Genomic DNA, 15,012 nt, shown 5'->3' with positions numbered 1-15,012 from the left:
ATTTGATTCTCTTTCCACGCCACTCAAAATACCTTAATATGGTAATAATTACTTGGGAGGTGATTACTATTCCCTCTAAACCCGTGTTGAATGTATTTCTCCGCCACCGCGCTTTGCTCCTGCCCTCCGCGCTGCTGATCGATCCAAGCGGGCCAGACTCTTCCCGCTAGTCTTCCGGATTAATGATGGCCAGCACCTGATGATCCTCCCACTTGCCGTTGATCAGCACATTGCTGCGCGCGATGCCTTCATGGTGAAAGCCCGCCTTTCAAGCACACGGATGGATCCCAGGTTGCGGGGCATAATGCCGGCTTCGATCCGGTGGAGCTTCAGCTCGCAAACGCATAGTCCACGATCAGCCGCACGACTTCGGTCATATAACCCTTACCATTCTCGGCCCGGTCCAGAAAATAGCCAATAAACGCGCTCTGCAGCCCGCCCCGGAGCACATGAAACAGGTTGATGCTGCCGAAGCCCGACCGCATTTAGCGGTAGCTCTTCCTGCGATATAAGGAAGCCCGCCCGATTCTTTTGTTGCTTAGATCTCTTAGATCTAAAAAAACCGACAGCCCGCTCTTGCAGGCCATCGGTCCTTGAATATCTGCGCCCTCTATCGACTGTTGCGTTGGCTTCATTTCCCGGCAATCCGCCGGTACGTCGCCTCGTCGGCAACTACGTACAGCCTCGCAACGGCCGGAATCGGCTCGCTTAACCGCCGGTTGATCGACATGTCGTTCCGGTCAGCCAGCAGGGTAGCGCCCTGCCCAAGCAGAGCCTGAAACGCTTCACCGTAGGTTTTCCAGGACGGATCGCACGGAACCTCGTAGATGTCGTCCCCGTGCTCGCGGCTGATGAGCTGGCTGATCACCGATGAGTTCCCTTCCTGCAGAGCGGCCCTCACCGCCAGACTGGAAATCGCATCGTGAGACAGCACGAATTCGTTGACCTGGACAAACCGGAAGTTCTGAATGTGCTTCTCGTGCATAATTTCCACCGTGGTGTGTACCTCCGGCGCGATCCGTTCGATGCTCGAGGCGATCAGCAGCGACTTGCCGTCCGTCAGTGACGTTTCCTCGATCCGCGTATCCGCGAAAATAATGGCCGCCCGCGCCCGCTCAATCCCGGCCTTGATCAGCGTCTCCGCGGACGAAGGATCCCCGCTGACAAAATGCACCTGGTGCATCTGCAGCGCCGGGTGGCGGTCCGTTTCATCGACGATGACGATCTGTGCCTTCGGGTCGTACATGAGGATCTCGTCGATGGCGGATCTCGCCTTTCGGCTCCAATTGATTAAGATGACATGATTGCCTCCGTGAAAATTCAACGTTCCCGCCTCCCTCTGGCGCTGAATGCCCGCGATGGAATCGATGATTTTACCGATGACCAAGCTGAGCAGCCCGATACCGAAGATGTATAGAAACAGCGTAAATATTTTACCGGCTACCGTGGCCGCAAAAAAGTCGCCGTACCCGACCGTGGCCATCGTCGTCATGACCCAGTACAGGGCATTAAACCAGCTGTGAAAGGTGGATGGCTCGAGCAGGTAGGCGATCGTTGCGCTCGCCGTTACAAAAATGACAATAATCAGACCAATCGTCGTTTTGCGCATCCGCATCATTCGGGCGGATAGCCGGAGAAAAAAATGCAGCGGTCTCACCCTCTCTTCAGCATGACAGCTTGATTTACAGCCCTATACAATCAGACTGCTGATGGCAAAAGCCATACCGACGAATACCATGGACAAGAGGACGGCGATGGCCGTATTTCCCTTTTGCAGCTGCTCGGAAATTTTAAAGCCCGGGGTCACCAGCTCAAAGATCCAGTACACGGCGACCAGACACACATACCCGACGGCAAACCACATGGCCAAAAACCAAATGGACGTATTCGTATAAGCCGCTACGCCGAGAATGATAGCCGTCCCCAAAAATTTACCTCCAAGCGCAATGCCGACGGCCGTATTGCCTTTCTTCAGCTCTTCCATGTCCTTAAACGGCGTCATCCAGCTAAAAATCACCATACCGAGCAGCTGCAGGATGATGATGACGATGACACTGACGATAATATTAACGACGACCATTAACTGGCCCACCCCCTGAATTTTGCGTATGCCGAATCGTAATCGGCGAAATCATGAACTTCCTCGAGTTTGACGGAAACCTTCTTTTTCTTCTCCAGTTCCTTGTAACGCGCATCGTCGATCGGCTGCTTGATCCGGTTGCCGGAAGGCAGCTCGACGACCGCAAAGTCCCGCGTCTGATCCTTGTATTTTGTTTGGTATACGCCGACCAGGTCGACTTCGGTCGTCACGTTGATTTTCAGATTATCCATGTCCTTCTTGGCTTCTTCCTGCGACTTGAACGTCTTGATCGTTTCCCAGGCGGACAGGTTGACGTCGGTCCGCTGGCTGGCATCGGTCGTCATCTCGGCGTCCATGTACTGCAAAGACCAAATTTTGTCCCCCGTGGCATAATTGCCGTCGTTGGGCATCAGCTCGTTGTTTGGAAGGACCGTCATGTCGCTGCCGATGAGATCGCCGACCGTCCCTTCGACAATCCGGTAATCCCAAGGCACCCGGGATACGCTCGTATCCTCCGACGTCACGCTTGTATCGAATACGGAGGGTTCATTCGAGGAGCATGCGCTCAGCAGGAGCGTCGCAAGCAGGAACAGCCCCAGACCCGTCCGGATGAATTTGTGCTTGGTCTTCATTCACTTCACTCCCATCGCGATAAAATGGCTCGTATTCCCCGTAATCAATCCGCCCGCTCTTCCGAGCAGCCCGCACGGCTGTCCATTGATCACGAACATACCGGTCAGCAGGTGCAGCGGTCCTGCGGCGGTCTCTAACCGGGGCAGCTCCGCCCGAAGCTGATAGACGGACGGGAACAGGACGCTCGTGTCGAATCCGGCTTCGTCCTGGATATCCATCTCTCCTTGTTCATTGAACATCCTCACCGATCCGCCCTCGCGGCCGAACATCGATTTGGACACATAGCTTCCCGAGAACACGGGCTTATTGTAGGTCGGCAAAATATATTTCTCTACCGCCTCCTGCTCCTGCTCGTCAAACAGGAGGCCCAGTTCATACAGGCCCCAGGCTGCCGCCAGCAGTCCCTTGGACTGCAGCAGGATGCTGTGCGGTCCGTTAAAAAGCGCGAGCTTGCCGGTTTCGATCGCATAGGCGAGCGCGTCCCCGCCGTCATCAACGGCCATCCACTCCTTCGGATACAGCGCGAACATCCGCTTGATTTCCCGGCCTGTCGCGTCCTTGACAATCCCCTCGTCGATCCACAAGTCGAAGCAGTCGACGCAGGTCACGGGAAGGCCGCTGTGTTTCACCAGCGCTTCAATCGTTCCCGAGTCCTCGAGGTGGCTGCCGTAGGCGACGCAGGCGGCGGTATCCGGGCGCTCCACGGCCCAAGCAGCCTTTACAAGCTCCTTCATCCGCCCATTCGGGGTCGGAATTCCCGCTTCGCCGCACAGCCAGGGGGTCGCGATCGACGCTTCCACATAGCCGGTTGGCGTATCAGCGTTCAGCTCATACAGCTTGATGCTTCCGTCATGGCCGACCGCGTAATCGAACCGGGCATAGCGGCTGATCAAACCCTTTTCGGGAATCGGACAGTCGTCCAGCATATCCCACAAAATCTGCGGAATGCCGATCAGCTCATACAGGTCGCGGCGCTTATGAACATAGCGGACCGTCTTGTCGAGCACGCTCCACAGCCTCGAGGAGGCCTCCTCGAGTTCGCGGTACGTCTCCCCGTTCATGACGACAATCTGATCCAGCCAATACTCCTCGTCCTCCAGATCGGCCCAGGCAAAGCCCAGCTGCCGCAGCTGCTCCACCCGCTCCGCGCGTTCGCCGGTTCCTGGGGCAAGCACCTCAAATACGCTGCTCATCCGCCAAACCCGCTGCTTCTGGAGCTGGAGTGGGAGCTTGAAGAAGAGCTGAATCCGCTCGACTTGCCGCCGATACTGCCGGACGAGGACGACGTTCCCCTCCGGGTGATCGACCCGGTCGAAGTCGACGTCTTCGGACGGACCGTCGAGCCGACGACCGGCTTGTTCTGGAACGTGCCGCTGGTATAGGTCCGCGGCTTATACGTTTGGCTGGTGCCGGTGTAGTACGTCGGCCGGCCATTGTAATAATTGGTGGTAGAGTAGCTGGATCCGCTGTTGAACAGCATGTGGTACAGCAGCAGGTCATCCCAGCCGAATCCCGAATGAGCCGAGCCGTAATTGTTAATGACGGTCGTTCCGCCCCCCGACGTTCCGGAGCCTGCCGACGCCGATTGCCCTTCCTGGTCTTCCTCCGGCTGCTCCTTAAGCGGAATGTTCCAGTCCGTGTTTTTATCAAAATACTGCTTAACTTCCTCTGTCGACCAGGAGACCAGGATCGGTTCATCCGCCGCGGTCTGGTCACCTGATGTATTGGCCGACGCTCCGGCCGCTGTCGCTCCCGGGATCAGAAAGGCATTGGCCAGCAGCGCTACGCCCAGGGACGTGGATAATGCCCGGGCTGCCTTCCCTTCGACCGGAAACCGTCTCGATCCGGATTCGTCGCTCCGCTTCGCCTTTTCTTCGTTTGCCATGATCGCATCTCCTTTCGCCGAATTCCCTGTTACTCGTTTCGTATCTGCACCAGCAGAAGCTCCAGCTTGCCGGTGTCGACATTCAGCCTTCCCTCAATCGTTTCGTATTCCTTGCCGCCGACGACGATATAGTTGACATGCTCAAGCGCAGCCACCATATTCATGCCCCATCTGCGCTCATCCATGGTCCGCAGGCTGCCGTTTGACATCTTCTCGACCAAAATGACATCCATCTCATTTCCCATTTCGTTACACCCCTTATTTTATTGCTTTGTACTTTACAGCATTTTTTTACGTCGGACCTTCCAGCGGGTTCCAAATGAATTTCACTTCCGACTATGCAAGGATGTATATATCCTCCCAAAACGCTCTCCATTCAAGCCTTGATGGCATTTTGTCAAATTCAAGTATAATTTGTCTGCTGCTGGAGGGAAACCAAAAGTTTGAAGTTTTTCCTGTTTTCCGAATCTTACCGGCCGAAGCGATTGGAGAAGTCGCAGTATGGTTATATGATTCAAGGCATCGGACACAGCACTCTTAATGGAAAAGGAAGTCGATACGAGTCTTTTTGCCCACGCTAAAAGGCTGCCCCGGCATAAACGGAGCAGCCCCTTGCCACATCGTTGCTACGTAATGGGCATGTCTTCGCGAGTACGGACGAGGCCATGGACGAGACCCTGCGCGGAATGGCGCGCTCCAACAGGTCCCGTGCTCTCGGAGCTCAGCCTCCCTTTTGCTTCGTCTTGTCGATCATCGCCCGGCTTTTCTCCAGGTAGTCCACCGACTGGTCATAGCTGCGGCTGGCGACGCCCAGGTATAGCATGTCGATGATGTTCAGCTGGGTGATCCGGGAGGCGGTCGCCCCGCTGCGGATGTCGTTTTCGGTCGATGACGTATACAGCTGGATGTCGGCAATCTCGCTCAGCGGCGAGTTTCCGTATTTCGTAATGCAGATCGTCACCGCCCCCGCCTCCTTGGCGGCTTTCATGCCGGAGATGACATAATCCGTTTTGCCGGAATACGAAATACCGACGGCGGCATCCCTCTCCGTGAGCAGCACCGAAGAAGTCAGCTGCAGATGCGGGTCGGCAAACGAAAAGCTCGGCTTGTTGATCCGCAAAAACTTGTGCTGCGCATCCTGGGCAATGAGGTTCGAGGCACCGATCCCGAAGAAAAAAATCCGCTCCGCCTGGCCGAGCGCCTCGATCGCCCTTTCAACCATGTGCTTGTCCAGCACCTTAACCGTGTTGCGGATCGACTGAATATTGTTATTCGTCACATTATGAATAATGGCATCCACCGAGTCATGCGGGCGGATCTCTTGATAACCTCCGGGCTCCTCCTGGCCTTCCTGCAGATCGCCCGCCACTTTGAGCATCAGCTCCTGATAGCTTTTAAATCCGGCCGATTTGCACAGTCTGACGACGGCGGCCTGGCTTCCCCCGCTCCGGCGGGACAACTCGGCGATCGAAAGCCCGATCATCTCGCCCGGGTGCTGCAGAATAAAATCGGCCACCTTGCGCTCCGATGGCGTAATGTCATCCAGAATTTCCCGCAGTCGGACTATTCCTCCGTTCATGTCATTCCTCACTTTCGCTGGCTCGAAAATATGGATCCGTAATGATCTGCTGACCTTCACAAAATTGGAAAATGTTCACAGACCTTATCTCTCTATTTTAAAGGAAGCGCACTCCCGAGATAAAGTGATTTTTTAAAGATATCCGCTCGGGAGCGGCGGTACCTTCGTCTCCGTGATCCGGCCTGGTTGTCACCCGGTGATCATGGTGGTAGAATACACCTGATTTTACCAGTATGGTTTGGAACGAGCTGAGCCAAGAGAAAGGTGAGATGAGCGGAGATGAGTGTAGAAATTTTTCGTGCCCATGAGGCGGACGCGGAGGAAATCCTGCAGCTGCAAAAGCTGGCCTATATCAGTGAGGCCGAGCTGTACGGCGACTACGCTATTGAGCCCCTGACGCAAACTTTGAAAGAGATCCGGGAGCAGTTCGGAGACCATGTGCTGATCAAAGCGGTTGTTAGCGGCAGGATCGTCGGGTCCGTACGCGGACGCCTTGACGGAGAAGCCTGCCATATCGGCAAACTGATCGTCCATCCCGGCCATCAGAACCGGGGCATCGGCAAGCGGCTGATGGCCGAAGTTGAGTCTTCCTTCCCCGCAGCATCCAAGTTTGAATTATTTACGGGCCACCGGAGCGTTAAAAATATCCGGCTGTACGAAAGCATCGGATACCGCATTGTTCGGTCCGCCGTCATCAACGAACAGTTGAGTCTGGTTTATATGGAAAAGGGGCGGCAGGACGGGTAAAATTCGGTGAAGCAGGAGCCTATAAGTTGTGTGAGGAGCAAAAAAGTACCCGTACACCAAACACTTTTTGAAGTGTCCGTGTACGGGTACTTTTTTAAGTTCCCTAACTCTTCTCTCTATAGCAAACGGCGGCACGGTTACCTCTGCATTCGGTCTTCAAACGTAACGCCGCTCAAGGCCAACCCTTTTCCCTATCTAGCTTCAATCTTTTTCTCTATACACCATTTGATCACGTACAAAAAGGCGACGCACAACAGCCCCTCAAACACGATGGAGCCCCAGGTTTGCCAGGCAGACAGGAGACCCGGCAGCTCCCGGGCCAGCACGCCGGACTGAGAGCTCCACTCCAGATCCACGCTTCCAAACAGCGCGGACGAATCCTGGCCGAACAGAAAGTCTTCAATCCAAGACAGGACGATGGTCAGAACGATAAAAATCAGCAGTCCGACCCAAAACACGCCCTTGGTTGCCAGGCTGCGCGCCAAGGCGATCGTCACATAAAAAGTCAAAAATCCGTATACCAGCAGAAACAGATATTCTACAACGATCATCACGATGGCCCAGACCGGAATCTGGCCGACCCAATTGAATCCGCCCCCTAAGCTGACGACCATATAGGCAGTGAACGCCGCGCCAATTACGGTCAGCACCAGCGAGTTCAGCAGTCCGTACAGCAGGGAAGCTCCCACATAAGACAAGGCACCTACCGGTACGAGCCGGCGGCTGACCGTGGTGATGTTGTAGTCGAACACGCGGAGGCTGGAAATGAAGTAAATCACCGCGACTGCGCCGAAGAACAAAACCGAAAGGACGATTTTGACTTCATCTGTGGTCCTGGACCAGAGGAGGAAAAACTCGCACAGGAGGAGAATCGCCATCCCGCCGAGAAGCAGCGTCGCGTTGCGCTTTAAGTCGTATTTTAACAGCTTGATCATTCGCCAAACACCTCTTTAAACAGATCGTCAATGCCTTTTCCACGGTTGATGCGGATACTCTCGACTTCCTCGTGCAGGACGATGACGCCGTCTTGGATAAACATGACTTCATCAAAAATCCGCTCCATGTCGCGCACCAGATGCGTGCAGACGATCAGGCTGCTGTCTTCGCTGTAAAAGCGGACGATCGCGTCCAGAATTTTGCCCCGGGCCACCGGATCCACGCCGCCGATCGGCTCGTCGAGCAGATACAGGTTCACTTGGCGGGAAAGGGCCAGCGTCAGCTGCAGCCGTTCGCCCATCCCCTTGGAAAGGGAGCTGACCCGGTCGTTCTCCTTCAAATTCATAAAGTCCAGCATCTCGCGCGCCTTTTCCAGGTCGAAATCCGCATAGAAATCCTGGTAAAACGCAACCGCATCCTTCACCCGCATCCAGCTCTCCGTCAGCGGCAAGTCTGGCATATAAGAGATCAGGCTCCGCGTCTCCTTGCCCACCGGCTTGCCCAGCACGGAAATGCTTCCCGAGGAAGGGGGCGTCAGCCCGGCGGCGATCCGCATCAGTGTGCTTTTCCCGCTGCCGTTCGAACCGAGCAGGCCGACGATCCGCCCCGGTCCGATGCTAAGCGACACGCTGTTCAGCGCCAGCTTTCCTCCGTATTTCTTGGATACGCCATCAACTTTGAGCAGTGTTTCCACCCTTAGCCCCCTCCTTTACGCTTTGCTTTCGGTCCTCCGCGACCGCTTCGCTTACGATGGAGACGATGTCTTGATTTTCGAACCCCAGCTCCTGCATGCCATGGATAAACCGGTGAAGCAATTCGCCCGCCATTTCCTTTTTAATCGCCATAATCTTCGATTCCTCGCTTGTCACATATCTTCCCAGCCCGCGCCGGGTCTCCACGACTTCCTCGCGTTCCAGCTCCTGAAACGTTCGCTGGATCGTGTTCGGGTTGATCTGCAGATCGGCCGCCAGTTCCCTTACGGAAGGGATTTTATCGCCCGGCTGCAGTATGCCCGAGACAATTTGTCTCTTGATATGGTTCATGATTTGCAGATAGATCGGCAAATTGTTGTCGAATTCAATACTCACTTCAGGACAGACTCCTTTCGCCGTCAGCTTACGTTCCCGCGCATCAGGCTATATCACGTTTCTTAAACGTAACAAAGCTGGCGACAAGAAACAAGACGAGATATGCCGCCAGAACGGCGATGGAAAAGCCCAGGCTCATCCCCTGAATCGGTGCGTGTCCGCCCTGACTGTACACCGACAGGTCTGCGTTCGGGAACAGCACGTATTTATAGAAGCTTTTCGGAATAACGATCCCGCTGAACATCACCGAGGCCATGCCTACGCCCATCGCCGCTCCCGTCGACCGGGTCAGCACCCCCATCATAAAGGCCAGCGTCATGAAAATCATGCTGTACACCAACGAGCTGCCACCGGCCACCAGCACATCCCGCCAGCCGGCTTCCCCTGCATCCATGCCGAAGAAGAACGCGCCCGCCGCGAAGCTCAGCACCGTCAGCCATACGGCCAGCGACAGCGTAAACAGGACGGCCGCCGTGTACTTGGATGCCAGAACAGCGGACCGGCTCTGCCCGCGGATCAGCAGGAACTTGATCGTTCCTTGGCCATGCTCCCCGGATACGATGCCGGCCGTGAAGATGATTGCCAGCATGGCCGTCATTTGACCAAAGCCGCTCATCCCCGCCATCAGTACCGTATAATCCAGGGCGCTCGCCTCCGACATCATCTCGCCTCCCCAGCGCTGGAGAATCCAGCCGAGGGCGATCGCGGCGACCGCAGCGATCGCATAAGGAATGAAGAAGCTGCGCTTCTTGGCCATCTTGAGCCATTCATTGACCACCAGCAAAGAAAAACTACGCAATCTGGTTTCCTCCCGTCCATTTCAGGAATTCGTCTTCTAGGGACTGCTTGAGCTCGGTAATGAGGTAAATCGGGATCCGGCCGCTGCCCAGCCGCTCCACTACCCCCGGAATGTCCTTGTACTGCAAGGAAAGAATCAGCTCGCTTTGTTCCGGGTTCACCGCGAGTACCTCGGCCAGATCCAGCCCTTCGAGCAGCCTCTTCGCCTCTTCGAGGCGGCCGACGCGGAACATGACGCGCATCGCTTCCTGCTGACCCGGCTGCTCCGATTCCCCGCTGCCTCCGTTAATGGAGCGGACTGTCACCAGCTTGCCGTCTTGAATGACGACGACCCGGCTGCACAGCTGCTCCATTTCAAGCAGGAGGTGACTCGACACCAGGATGGAGATGCCCTCTTCGCGAGCGATATTTTTGAGGTAGTCGCGCATCTCGCGGATGCCCGCCGGATCCAGGCCGTTCGTCGGCTCGTCCAGGATCAGGACCGACGGCTCATGCAGCAGCGCCTGGGCGATGCCGAGCCGCTGACGCATGCCGAGCGAGTAGGCTTTGACTTTCTTCTTCATGGCCTGTTCCAGCCCCACAAGCCGGACAACCTCGTCGATCCGCTCCCGGCTGATCCAGGGATTCATCCGCTGATACTGCTTCAAATTATCGCAGCCGGTCATGTACGGGTAGAACTCCGGGTTCTCGATAATCGCCCCGATATGGCGGATCGCTCGCTTCCAGTCGCTGCGGATGCTGCTCCCGCGGACCAGCACATCCCCTTCCGTCATCCCAATCAATCCGGCGATCATGCGGATGGTCGTCGTCTTGCCCGCACCGTTGGGCCCCAACAAGCCGACCACCTCGCCCTTGTGAACGTCAAAAGAAAGCTGGCTGACGATCCATTTGCTTCCGATCCGTTTCGATACCCCCTGGAGTGAAAGAACCGGCGCATCGGCATCCGACTGCATATTTGTTCGATGGTTCATGCTCACAACTCCCTTGTATTAGTGTTATAGTTGAATAGTACACTAGAACATAGGTATTGTAAAGCCCATTTCTTTTCAACAGGGAAAAATCCCTTGCCACATAAGGAGATTCACCATCAGGCAAAGGGTAAATGTACGTTCCTCAACGAAAATAAGGCAGCCGGTAGTACACCCTCCGGCTGCCTTGATTGAACCGCAAATGGACGTTCGCCCCTTGAATTCCTCGTCAAAAGGCACCTCATTCGTCATTTTAGATTTATTTAATTCCCTCTACACGTACATCCACGTTACCGTAGCCGCGGCCTCACCCGGCAGGGTCAGGGTAACGTACCCGCCGCCCGTATCCACTTGGACGGTCCGCTCATCCTCCGTCCGGCTGGACAGGATCAGCACCACCGATCCGTCGGGATTACGGAAGGCCGTGCTTTCCAGCTCATCCCTTGCCGTCGTAGATGCGATGCGGTACGCGCCCGGCTTCACGAATTTGCTGATATGGCCCATCGTGTAATAATCGAGCTCGTATTCCACCGTCTTCTCCGCCTGGCTGACCTGGACCAGCCCGCGGCAGGTGCTGTTCGACAGCACGGTCGGGCCGTTGTGCTCGTCCAGCGCCAGATTCCACCAGACGACCGTTTTGGACCAGTTGCGCGTCGTGCGGATTACATGCTTCATCTGGTCCAGGAACGCCGTGCGGAACGGCGGAATCCAGCTGCCCCCCGACGCCTCGGTGAACCAGGCATCCTTGTCGGGATGGGCCTCTTTCACCTGCGACATCGCCTCGTGCTCCCCGCCGTACACGTGCCAGGCGACGCCCGCCACATAGCGGGCCGCTTCCGGATCGGCCAGCACCGTAAGCGGATGCTGCGGCACGTCCCAGTTGTGGTCGTAGCACAAGATTTTGGCGGTGATGCCCGCCGCGTTAAATGCCGGCCCCAAGTGGTCGCGGATGAACTCCGCTTCCTCCGCCCCGGTCATCAGCATGCCCGGGTACTCCTTGGGCTCATAGCCTGGTTCGTTCTGGATCGAGACGGCGTAAATCGGTATTCCCGCCGCCTCGTAGGCCTGAACGAACTTCACGAAATACTGCGCGTACGCGCCGTAGCATTCCGGGCGGAGCTTGCCGGTGATCATATGGCCGGAGGTTTTCATCCAGCCCGGCGCGCTCCATGGGGAGGCCATGACCTTGATGGCCGGATTGATCCGCAGCGCTTCCCGCACGGCGGGAATGATATACTCCCGGTCATGGTCAATGCTGAAATGCTTCAGCTCAAAGTCCTCTTCGCCTTCCGGCATGTCATCATAGCTGTAGATACGGGTCGTATAATCCGAAGCTCCCATCACCTGACGGATGAAGCAGATGCCGATGCCTTCGGCCGGATCGAACAGCCGCTTCATCACTTTCGCACGCGCCTCTTCGTCCAGGACGCGGTAGATCAGGTACGCCGACGCATCGGTGAACGATGCGCCGAAGCCGTCCATTTCCTGATACGTTGTCCTCGGATCGATCTGAATCCGGTCCGCGGCTTCCGGAACGGACGGACGTTCCGTGATCGGAATCGGTTCCTGCCTCTGCAGCTTCTGCTGCTGGTCAATCGTACTGAGCCATACTTCGGCCTGCTTGCTCACGGATGCCCCTCCTTACAAGCACGGCAGTGCGGGTATACAGGATGGCCTTTCGACGGACGGCCCGCGGCCGCCGAGCCCCAATTCCTTGCCGGCACCCTCTTTTCCGCACTGCCTGCATGTTTTATGTTATTTCAGCCCTTTTTCGTCCGCATACGCATTGACTTGTTCCTGCACGTATTTCAGCACGTCGTCCACGCCTGCGGCTTTCAGCTTGCTGCGGTAGTTCTCGAGCGCCTTGTCGACGTCCGGCACGAGCCCCATCATCAGCGGCATACCGAACTGCTGGTACACCTGGTTCACCGCTGCGAGCTGCGATTTGACCGGCTGATAGTCCATCAGAATCGGAGAGAAAATGTCCGGCTTCGTCTCCGCCTTGAATTCTTCGTTCAGTTTATCTTCGCCGGCCCAACGGTTCGCTGCCGGATGGTCGTTCTTCGAATATCTCCATCCCCAGCTGGCAATGCTGTACGACGTCACTTTAGCGGGATCTTGACCCGGCGCCGGGGAGATGATGGCTCCCTTGTCGTCGAATTTGTAGTTGCGGCCTTCGATCCCGTAAGTCATCAGGTTATAGTAAGCCGGGTCGTTGCGCAGCTTCTCCAGCACCATGAGCGAGCGTTCCGGATTGCTAGCGTTCTTCGGGATCGCCATGCCGTTGTTGATGCCGAGGTTCGGCACCGCGTAATTGTGAAAACGGGTGAACGGGAAGTATCCCATCTTGATGTCCTTGTGGTTCTTCTCGATATCGGTAATGAACCCGGCTGCACCCGGCGCATTCCGCCAGTAGACGGCGCCCGTGCCCGTTTTGATGAAGTCGCCGGCCTCCTGCTGCACCGACAGCGTGTTGGACGTCCAGAACCCTTTGTCCGCCCAGGTCTTCATCCGCTTTACCCATTCCTCGAACTCGGTCGTGAACGGATAAGCTACTACATCGCGCGGAGTATCGTACGACTTGGCGACGATGACGCCGCTGTCCCCGCCGATATTTTTGAAATCATAGTAGGCATGGAACAGCGTGTTCACTTCGTTCCAGGCTTTGCCCTTGATCGGCGTGACGTTCTTAACGGTTTTCACCGCATCCATATACTTCTCAATGGAATCCAGATCCGTAATTTCCGGCACGTTCAGCTCCTGTCTCCAGTCCTCGCGGTATACGATGCCGTCCGGCGTATATTCGGGATACGTGCTCGGCACGGCGTAAATTTTGCCGCTCACGGTCACGTCCTTCCAATCCTGCTCAGGCACTTCTTTCCACGTCTCCGGCGCATAGGTCGGCAGCAGGTCGTTCAGCGGCAGGAACGCGCCCTGCTTCGAATATTTGAAGAAGTCCGCCCAGGACGAAGCAAAGACCATGTCCACCTTCTCCCCCGAGGCCAGCAGCAGATTGTATTTCGTCTGCCAGTCGTTCCAGGTCGTAAAGTTAAGCTTCACGGTGGTATTCAAGTCTTTCTCCAGCATCTTGTTCCATTCTTCAACGACTTTCGGCGTATCCGCATGGGCATCGCCCAGCAGGTACCAGTTCAGCGTCACCTTCTTCGACGTATCCGGCTTGCCGTCCGCCGTCGTAGCCGTACCCGCATCCGCCTCTTTGGCTCCCTCGGAACCTGCGCCGGAGCTGCCGCCGCAAGCGGCCAGCATCGACGTGAACAGCGTCAGCATGATGCAGACGGTCATCAGCTTCATGAACCTCTTTTTCATACGTATTCCCCCAGTTTTATGAAATGGTGTCGGCTGCCGGAAGGCGATTGCGGACCAAGACAGGTCCTCAGCCTTTGACCGCGCCAATCGTGAGACCTTTGACGAAGTAGCGCTGCACGAACGGATACAGGAAAATAATCGGCCCGGTGACGACAATCGCCACGGCCATCTTCAGCGTTTCGGCAGGCGGCTTGAAATCGGCGCCAAGGTTGCCGGCGATGCTCGTTTTCAGCACCGCGGCGCTGGCCAAAATTTTGTACAGCAGAAACTGCAGCGGATATTTGGATTCGGTCGTGATGAAAATGTTGGCCGAGAACCAGTCATTCCAATACGACAGCCCAAGGAACAGGCCGATGGTCGCCAAGCCCGGCGTGGACAGCGGCAGGATCAGCTTCCAGTAAATCGTGAACTCCCCGGCGCCGTCGATCTTGGCCGACTCCACAATCGAGTCTGGAATCGATTTCATGAAGTTCTTCATGAGAATGATGTTCCATGCGCTGAGCAGAGACGGTACGACCAACGCCAAATAGCTGTCCTTCCAGTCCAAATAGTTGACGATCATGATGTACCATGGAATCAGCCCGCCGCTGAACAGCGTCGTGAAATAAATGAAGAACGACAGCTTGTCGCGGTACTTAAAATCTTTGCGGGACAGCACGTACCCCGCCATCGAGGTGATAAAGAGACCCAGCACGGTGCCAATCACCGTAACGCCGATGGTCACCTCGTATGCCTTGAAAATCTGCGCCGGATTGCTGAACACGGATTTGTAGGCATCGATCGAAAAGTGGTCCGGGAACAGCTTGAAGCCGTCACGGATAATGTCGTCCTCCGCAGAAAAGGATCCGGAAAGGATCAGCCAGAACGGCAGTGCGCAAAGAAGGGTCAGGACCGTGATGACCACGTATCCCATGACATTGAACACGATGGTTGAGCGTTCGGCACGCATGGTTAAGGGCACCTCCATATAT

16 protein-coding genes and 1 pseudogene are annotated in these 15,012 nt (G+C 56.0%); 1 reads left to right on the top strand and 16 read right to left on the bottom strand.

Features of this window, described 5'->3' with window-relative positions:
• Window positions 1–166: 166 nt before the first annotated feature.
• From FHS19_RS24040 to FHS19_RS24005, 8 genes and pseudogenes are all read right to left on the bottom strand, one after another.
• Window positions 167–458, bottom strand: a pseudogene (locus FHS19_RS24040) (GNAT family N-acetyltransferase); the annotation flags it as partial.
• Between the two features lie 173 nt (window positions 459–631).
• Window positions 632–1,657, bottom strand: a complete 1,026-nt coding sequence (locus tag FHS19_RS24035; protein WP_312887318.1) for a potassium channel family protein — start codon at window positions 1,655–1,657, stop codon at window positions 632–634.
• A 33-nt stretch (window positions 1,658–1,690) separates the two neighbouring features.
• Window positions 1,691–2,080, bottom strand: a complete 390-nt coding sequence (locus FHS19_RS24030; protein WP_183584317.1) for a DUF350 domain-containing protein — start codon at window positions 2,078–2,080, stop codon at window positions 1,691–1,693.
• Window positions 2,080–2,712: a hypothetical protein gene (locus FHS19_RS24025; RefSeq protein WP_183584316.1), complete on the bottom strand. Its 633-nt coding sequence runs from the start codon at window positions 2,710–2,712 to the stop codon at window positions 2,080–2,082. Before FHS19_RS24025 ends, FHS19_RS24030 begins: the two co-directional genes overlap by 1 nt.
• Window positions 2,713–3,906: a glutathionylspermidine synthase family protein gene (locus FHS19_RS24020; protein ID WP_183584315.1), complete on the bottom strand. Its 1,194-nt coding sequence runs from the start codon at window positions 3,904–3,906 to the stop codon at window positions 2,713–2,715. It lies immediately after the preceding gene.
• On the bottom strand, window positions 3,903–4,598 hold the full coding sequence (locus FHS19_RS24015) for a hypothetical protein (protein WP_183584314.1): 696 nt from the start codon (window positions 4,596–4,598) through the stop codon (window positions 3,903–3,905). The genes FHS19_RS24020 and FHS19_RS24015 overlap by 4 nt, the downstream gene beginning before the upstream one ends.
• Before the next feature lie 29 nt (window positions 4,599–4,627).
• Window positions 4,628–4,843, bottom strand: coding sequence for a hypothetical protein (locus tag FHS19_RS24010; RefSeq protein ID WP_183584313.1), 216 nt, complete (start codon window positions 4,841–4,843; stop codon window positions 4,628–4,630).
• 476 nt (window positions 4,844–5,319) lie between these two features.
• Entirely contained in the window at window positions 5,320–6,177 is an 858-nt protein-coding gene (locus tag FHS19_RS24005; RefSeq protein ID WP_183584312.1) for a MurR/RpiR family transcriptional regulator, read from the bottom strand.
• Between the two features lie 279 nt (window positions 6,178–6,456).
• On the opposite strand from FHS19_RS24005, the gene FHS19_RS24000 reads away from it, so the two are divergent.
• Entirely contained in the window at window positions 6,457–6,924 is a 468-nt protein-coding gene (locus FHS19_RS24000) for a GNAT family N-acetyltransferase (protein ID WP_183584311.1), read from the top strand.
• Between the two features lie 191 nt (window positions 6,925–7,115).
• Here the strand turns inward: FHS19_RS24000 and FHS19_RS23995 are convergent, their stop codons facing one another.
• The 8 genes from FHS19_RS23995 to FHS19_RS23960 all read right to left on the bottom strand — a co-directional run bounded on the left by FHS19_RS23995 (window position 7,116) and on the right by FHS19_RS23960 (window position 14,990).
• Window positions 7,116–7,859, bottom strand: coding sequence for a hypothetical protein (locus tag FHS19_RS23995; RefSeq protein ID WP_183584310.1), 744 nt, complete (start codon window positions 7,857–7,859; stop codon window positions 7,116–7,118).
• Window positions 7,856–8,554: an ABC transporter ATP-binding protein gene (locus FHS19_RS23990; protein ID WP_183584309.1), complete on the bottom strand. Its 699-nt coding sequence runs from the start codon at window positions 8,552–8,554 to the stop codon at window positions 7,856–7,858. The genes FHS19_RS23995 and FHS19_RS23990 overlap by 4 nt, the downstream gene beginning before the upstream one ends.
• Window positions 8,532–8,948: a GntR family transcriptional regulator gene (locus tag FHS19_RS23985; RefSeq protein WP_183584308.1), complete on the bottom strand. Its 417-nt coding sequence runs from the start codon at window positions 8,946–8,948 to the stop codon at window positions 8,532–8,534. Before FHS19_RS23985 ends, FHS19_RS23990 begins: the two co-directional genes overlap by 23 nt.
• Window positions 8,949–8,991: 43 nt before the next feature.
• Complete coding sequence (locus FHS19_RS23980; RefSeq protein ID WP_183584307.1) at window positions 8,992–9,747, bottom strand: ABC transporter permease; 756 nt, start codon at window positions 9,745–9,747, stop codon at window positions 8,992–8,994.
• On the bottom strand, window positions 9,740–10,717 hold the full coding sequence (locus FHS19_RS23975; RefSeq protein WP_246426785.1) for an ABC transporter ATP-binding protein: 978 nt from the start codon (window positions 10,715–10,717) through the stop codon (window positions 9,740–9,742). Before FHS19_RS23975 ends, FHS19_RS23980 begins: the two co-directional genes overlap by 8 nt.
• A 270-nt stretch (window positions 10,718–10,987) precedes the next feature.
• On the bottom strand, window positions 10,988–12,343 hold the full coding sequence (locus FHS19_RS23970; RefSeq protein WP_183584306.1) for a glycoside hydrolase family 30 protein: 1,356 nt from the start codon (window positions 12,341–12,343) through the stop codon (window positions 10,988–10,990).
• A 126-nt stretch (window positions 12,344–12,469) separates the two neighbouring features.
• On the bottom strand, window positions 12,470–14,041 hold the full coding sequence (locus FHS19_RS23965) for an extracellular solute-binding protein (protein WP_183584305.1): 1,572 nt from the start codon (window positions 14,039–14,041) through the stop codon (window positions 12,470–12,472).
• 67 nt (window positions 14,042–14,108) lie between these two features.
• Window positions 14,109–14,990, bottom strand: a complete 882-nt coding sequence (locus FHS19_RS23960; protein WP_183584304.1) for a carbohydrate ABC transporter permease — start codon at window positions 14,988–14,990, stop codon at window positions 14,109–14,111.
• Window positions 14,991–15,012 lie beyond the last annotated feature (22 nt).

This window comes from Paenibacillus rhizosphaerae (genome assembly GCF_014192015.1).
Lineage (GTDB): Bacteria > Bacillota > Bacilli > Paenibacillales > Paenibacillaceae > Paenibacillus_AQ > Paenibacillus_AQ rhizosphaerae.
Note: the sequence above shows the minus strand (reverse complement) of the source record. Positions and strands in the feature narration are given on the sequence as shown.

What these genes read in the sequence shown, in the direction of transcription:
- FHS19_RS24030 (WP_183584317.1), bottom strand. Translation starts at nt 2,080, where the DNA reads ATGGTCGTCGTTAATATTATCGTCAGTGTCATCGTCATCATCATCCTG.
- FHS19_RS24025 (WP_183584316.1), bottom strand. Translation starts at nt 2,712, where the DNA reads ATGAAGACCAAGCACAAATTCATCCGGACGGGTCTGGGGCTGTTCCTG.
- FHS19_RS24020 (WP_183584315.1), bottom strand. Translation starts at nt 3,906, where the DNA reads ATGAGCAGCGTATTTGAGGTGCTTGCCCCAGGAACCGGCGAACGCGCG.
- FHS19_RS24015 (WP_183584314.1), bottom strand. Translation starts at nt 4,598, where the DNA reads ATGGCAAACGAAGAAAAGGCGAAGCGGAGCGACGAATCCGGATCGAGA.
- FHS19_RS24010 (WP_183584313.1), bottom strand. Translation starts at nt 4,843, where the DNA reads ATGGGAAATGAGATGGATGTCATTTTGGTCGAGAAGATGTCAAACGGC.
- FHS19_RS24005 (WP_183584312.1), bottom strand. Translation starts at nt 6,177, where the DNA reads ATGAACGGAGGAATAGTCCGACTGCGGGAAATTCTGGATGACATTACG.
- FHS19_RS24000 (WP_183584311.1), top strand. Translation starts at nt 6,457, where the DNA reads ATGAGTGTAGAAATTTTTCGTGCCCATGAGGCGGACGCGGAGGAAATC.
- FHS19_RS23995 (WP_183584310.1), bottom strand. Translation starts at nt 7,859, where the DNA reads ATGATCAAGCTGTTAAAATACGACTTAAAGCGCAACGCGACGCTGCTT.
- FHS19_RS23975 (WP_246426785.1), bottom strand. Translation starts at nt 10,717, where the DNA reads ATGAACCATCGAACAAATATGCAGTCGGATGCCGATGCGCCGGTTCTT.
- FHS19_RS23965 (WP_183584305.1), bottom strand. Translation starts at nt 14,041, where the DNA reads ATGAAAAAGAGGTTCATGAAGCTGATGACCGTCTGCATCATGCTGACG.
- FHS19_RS23960 (WP_183584304.1), bottom strand. Translation starts at nt 14,990, where the DNA reads ATGCGTGCCGAACGCTCAACCATCGTGTTCAATGTCATGGGATACGTG.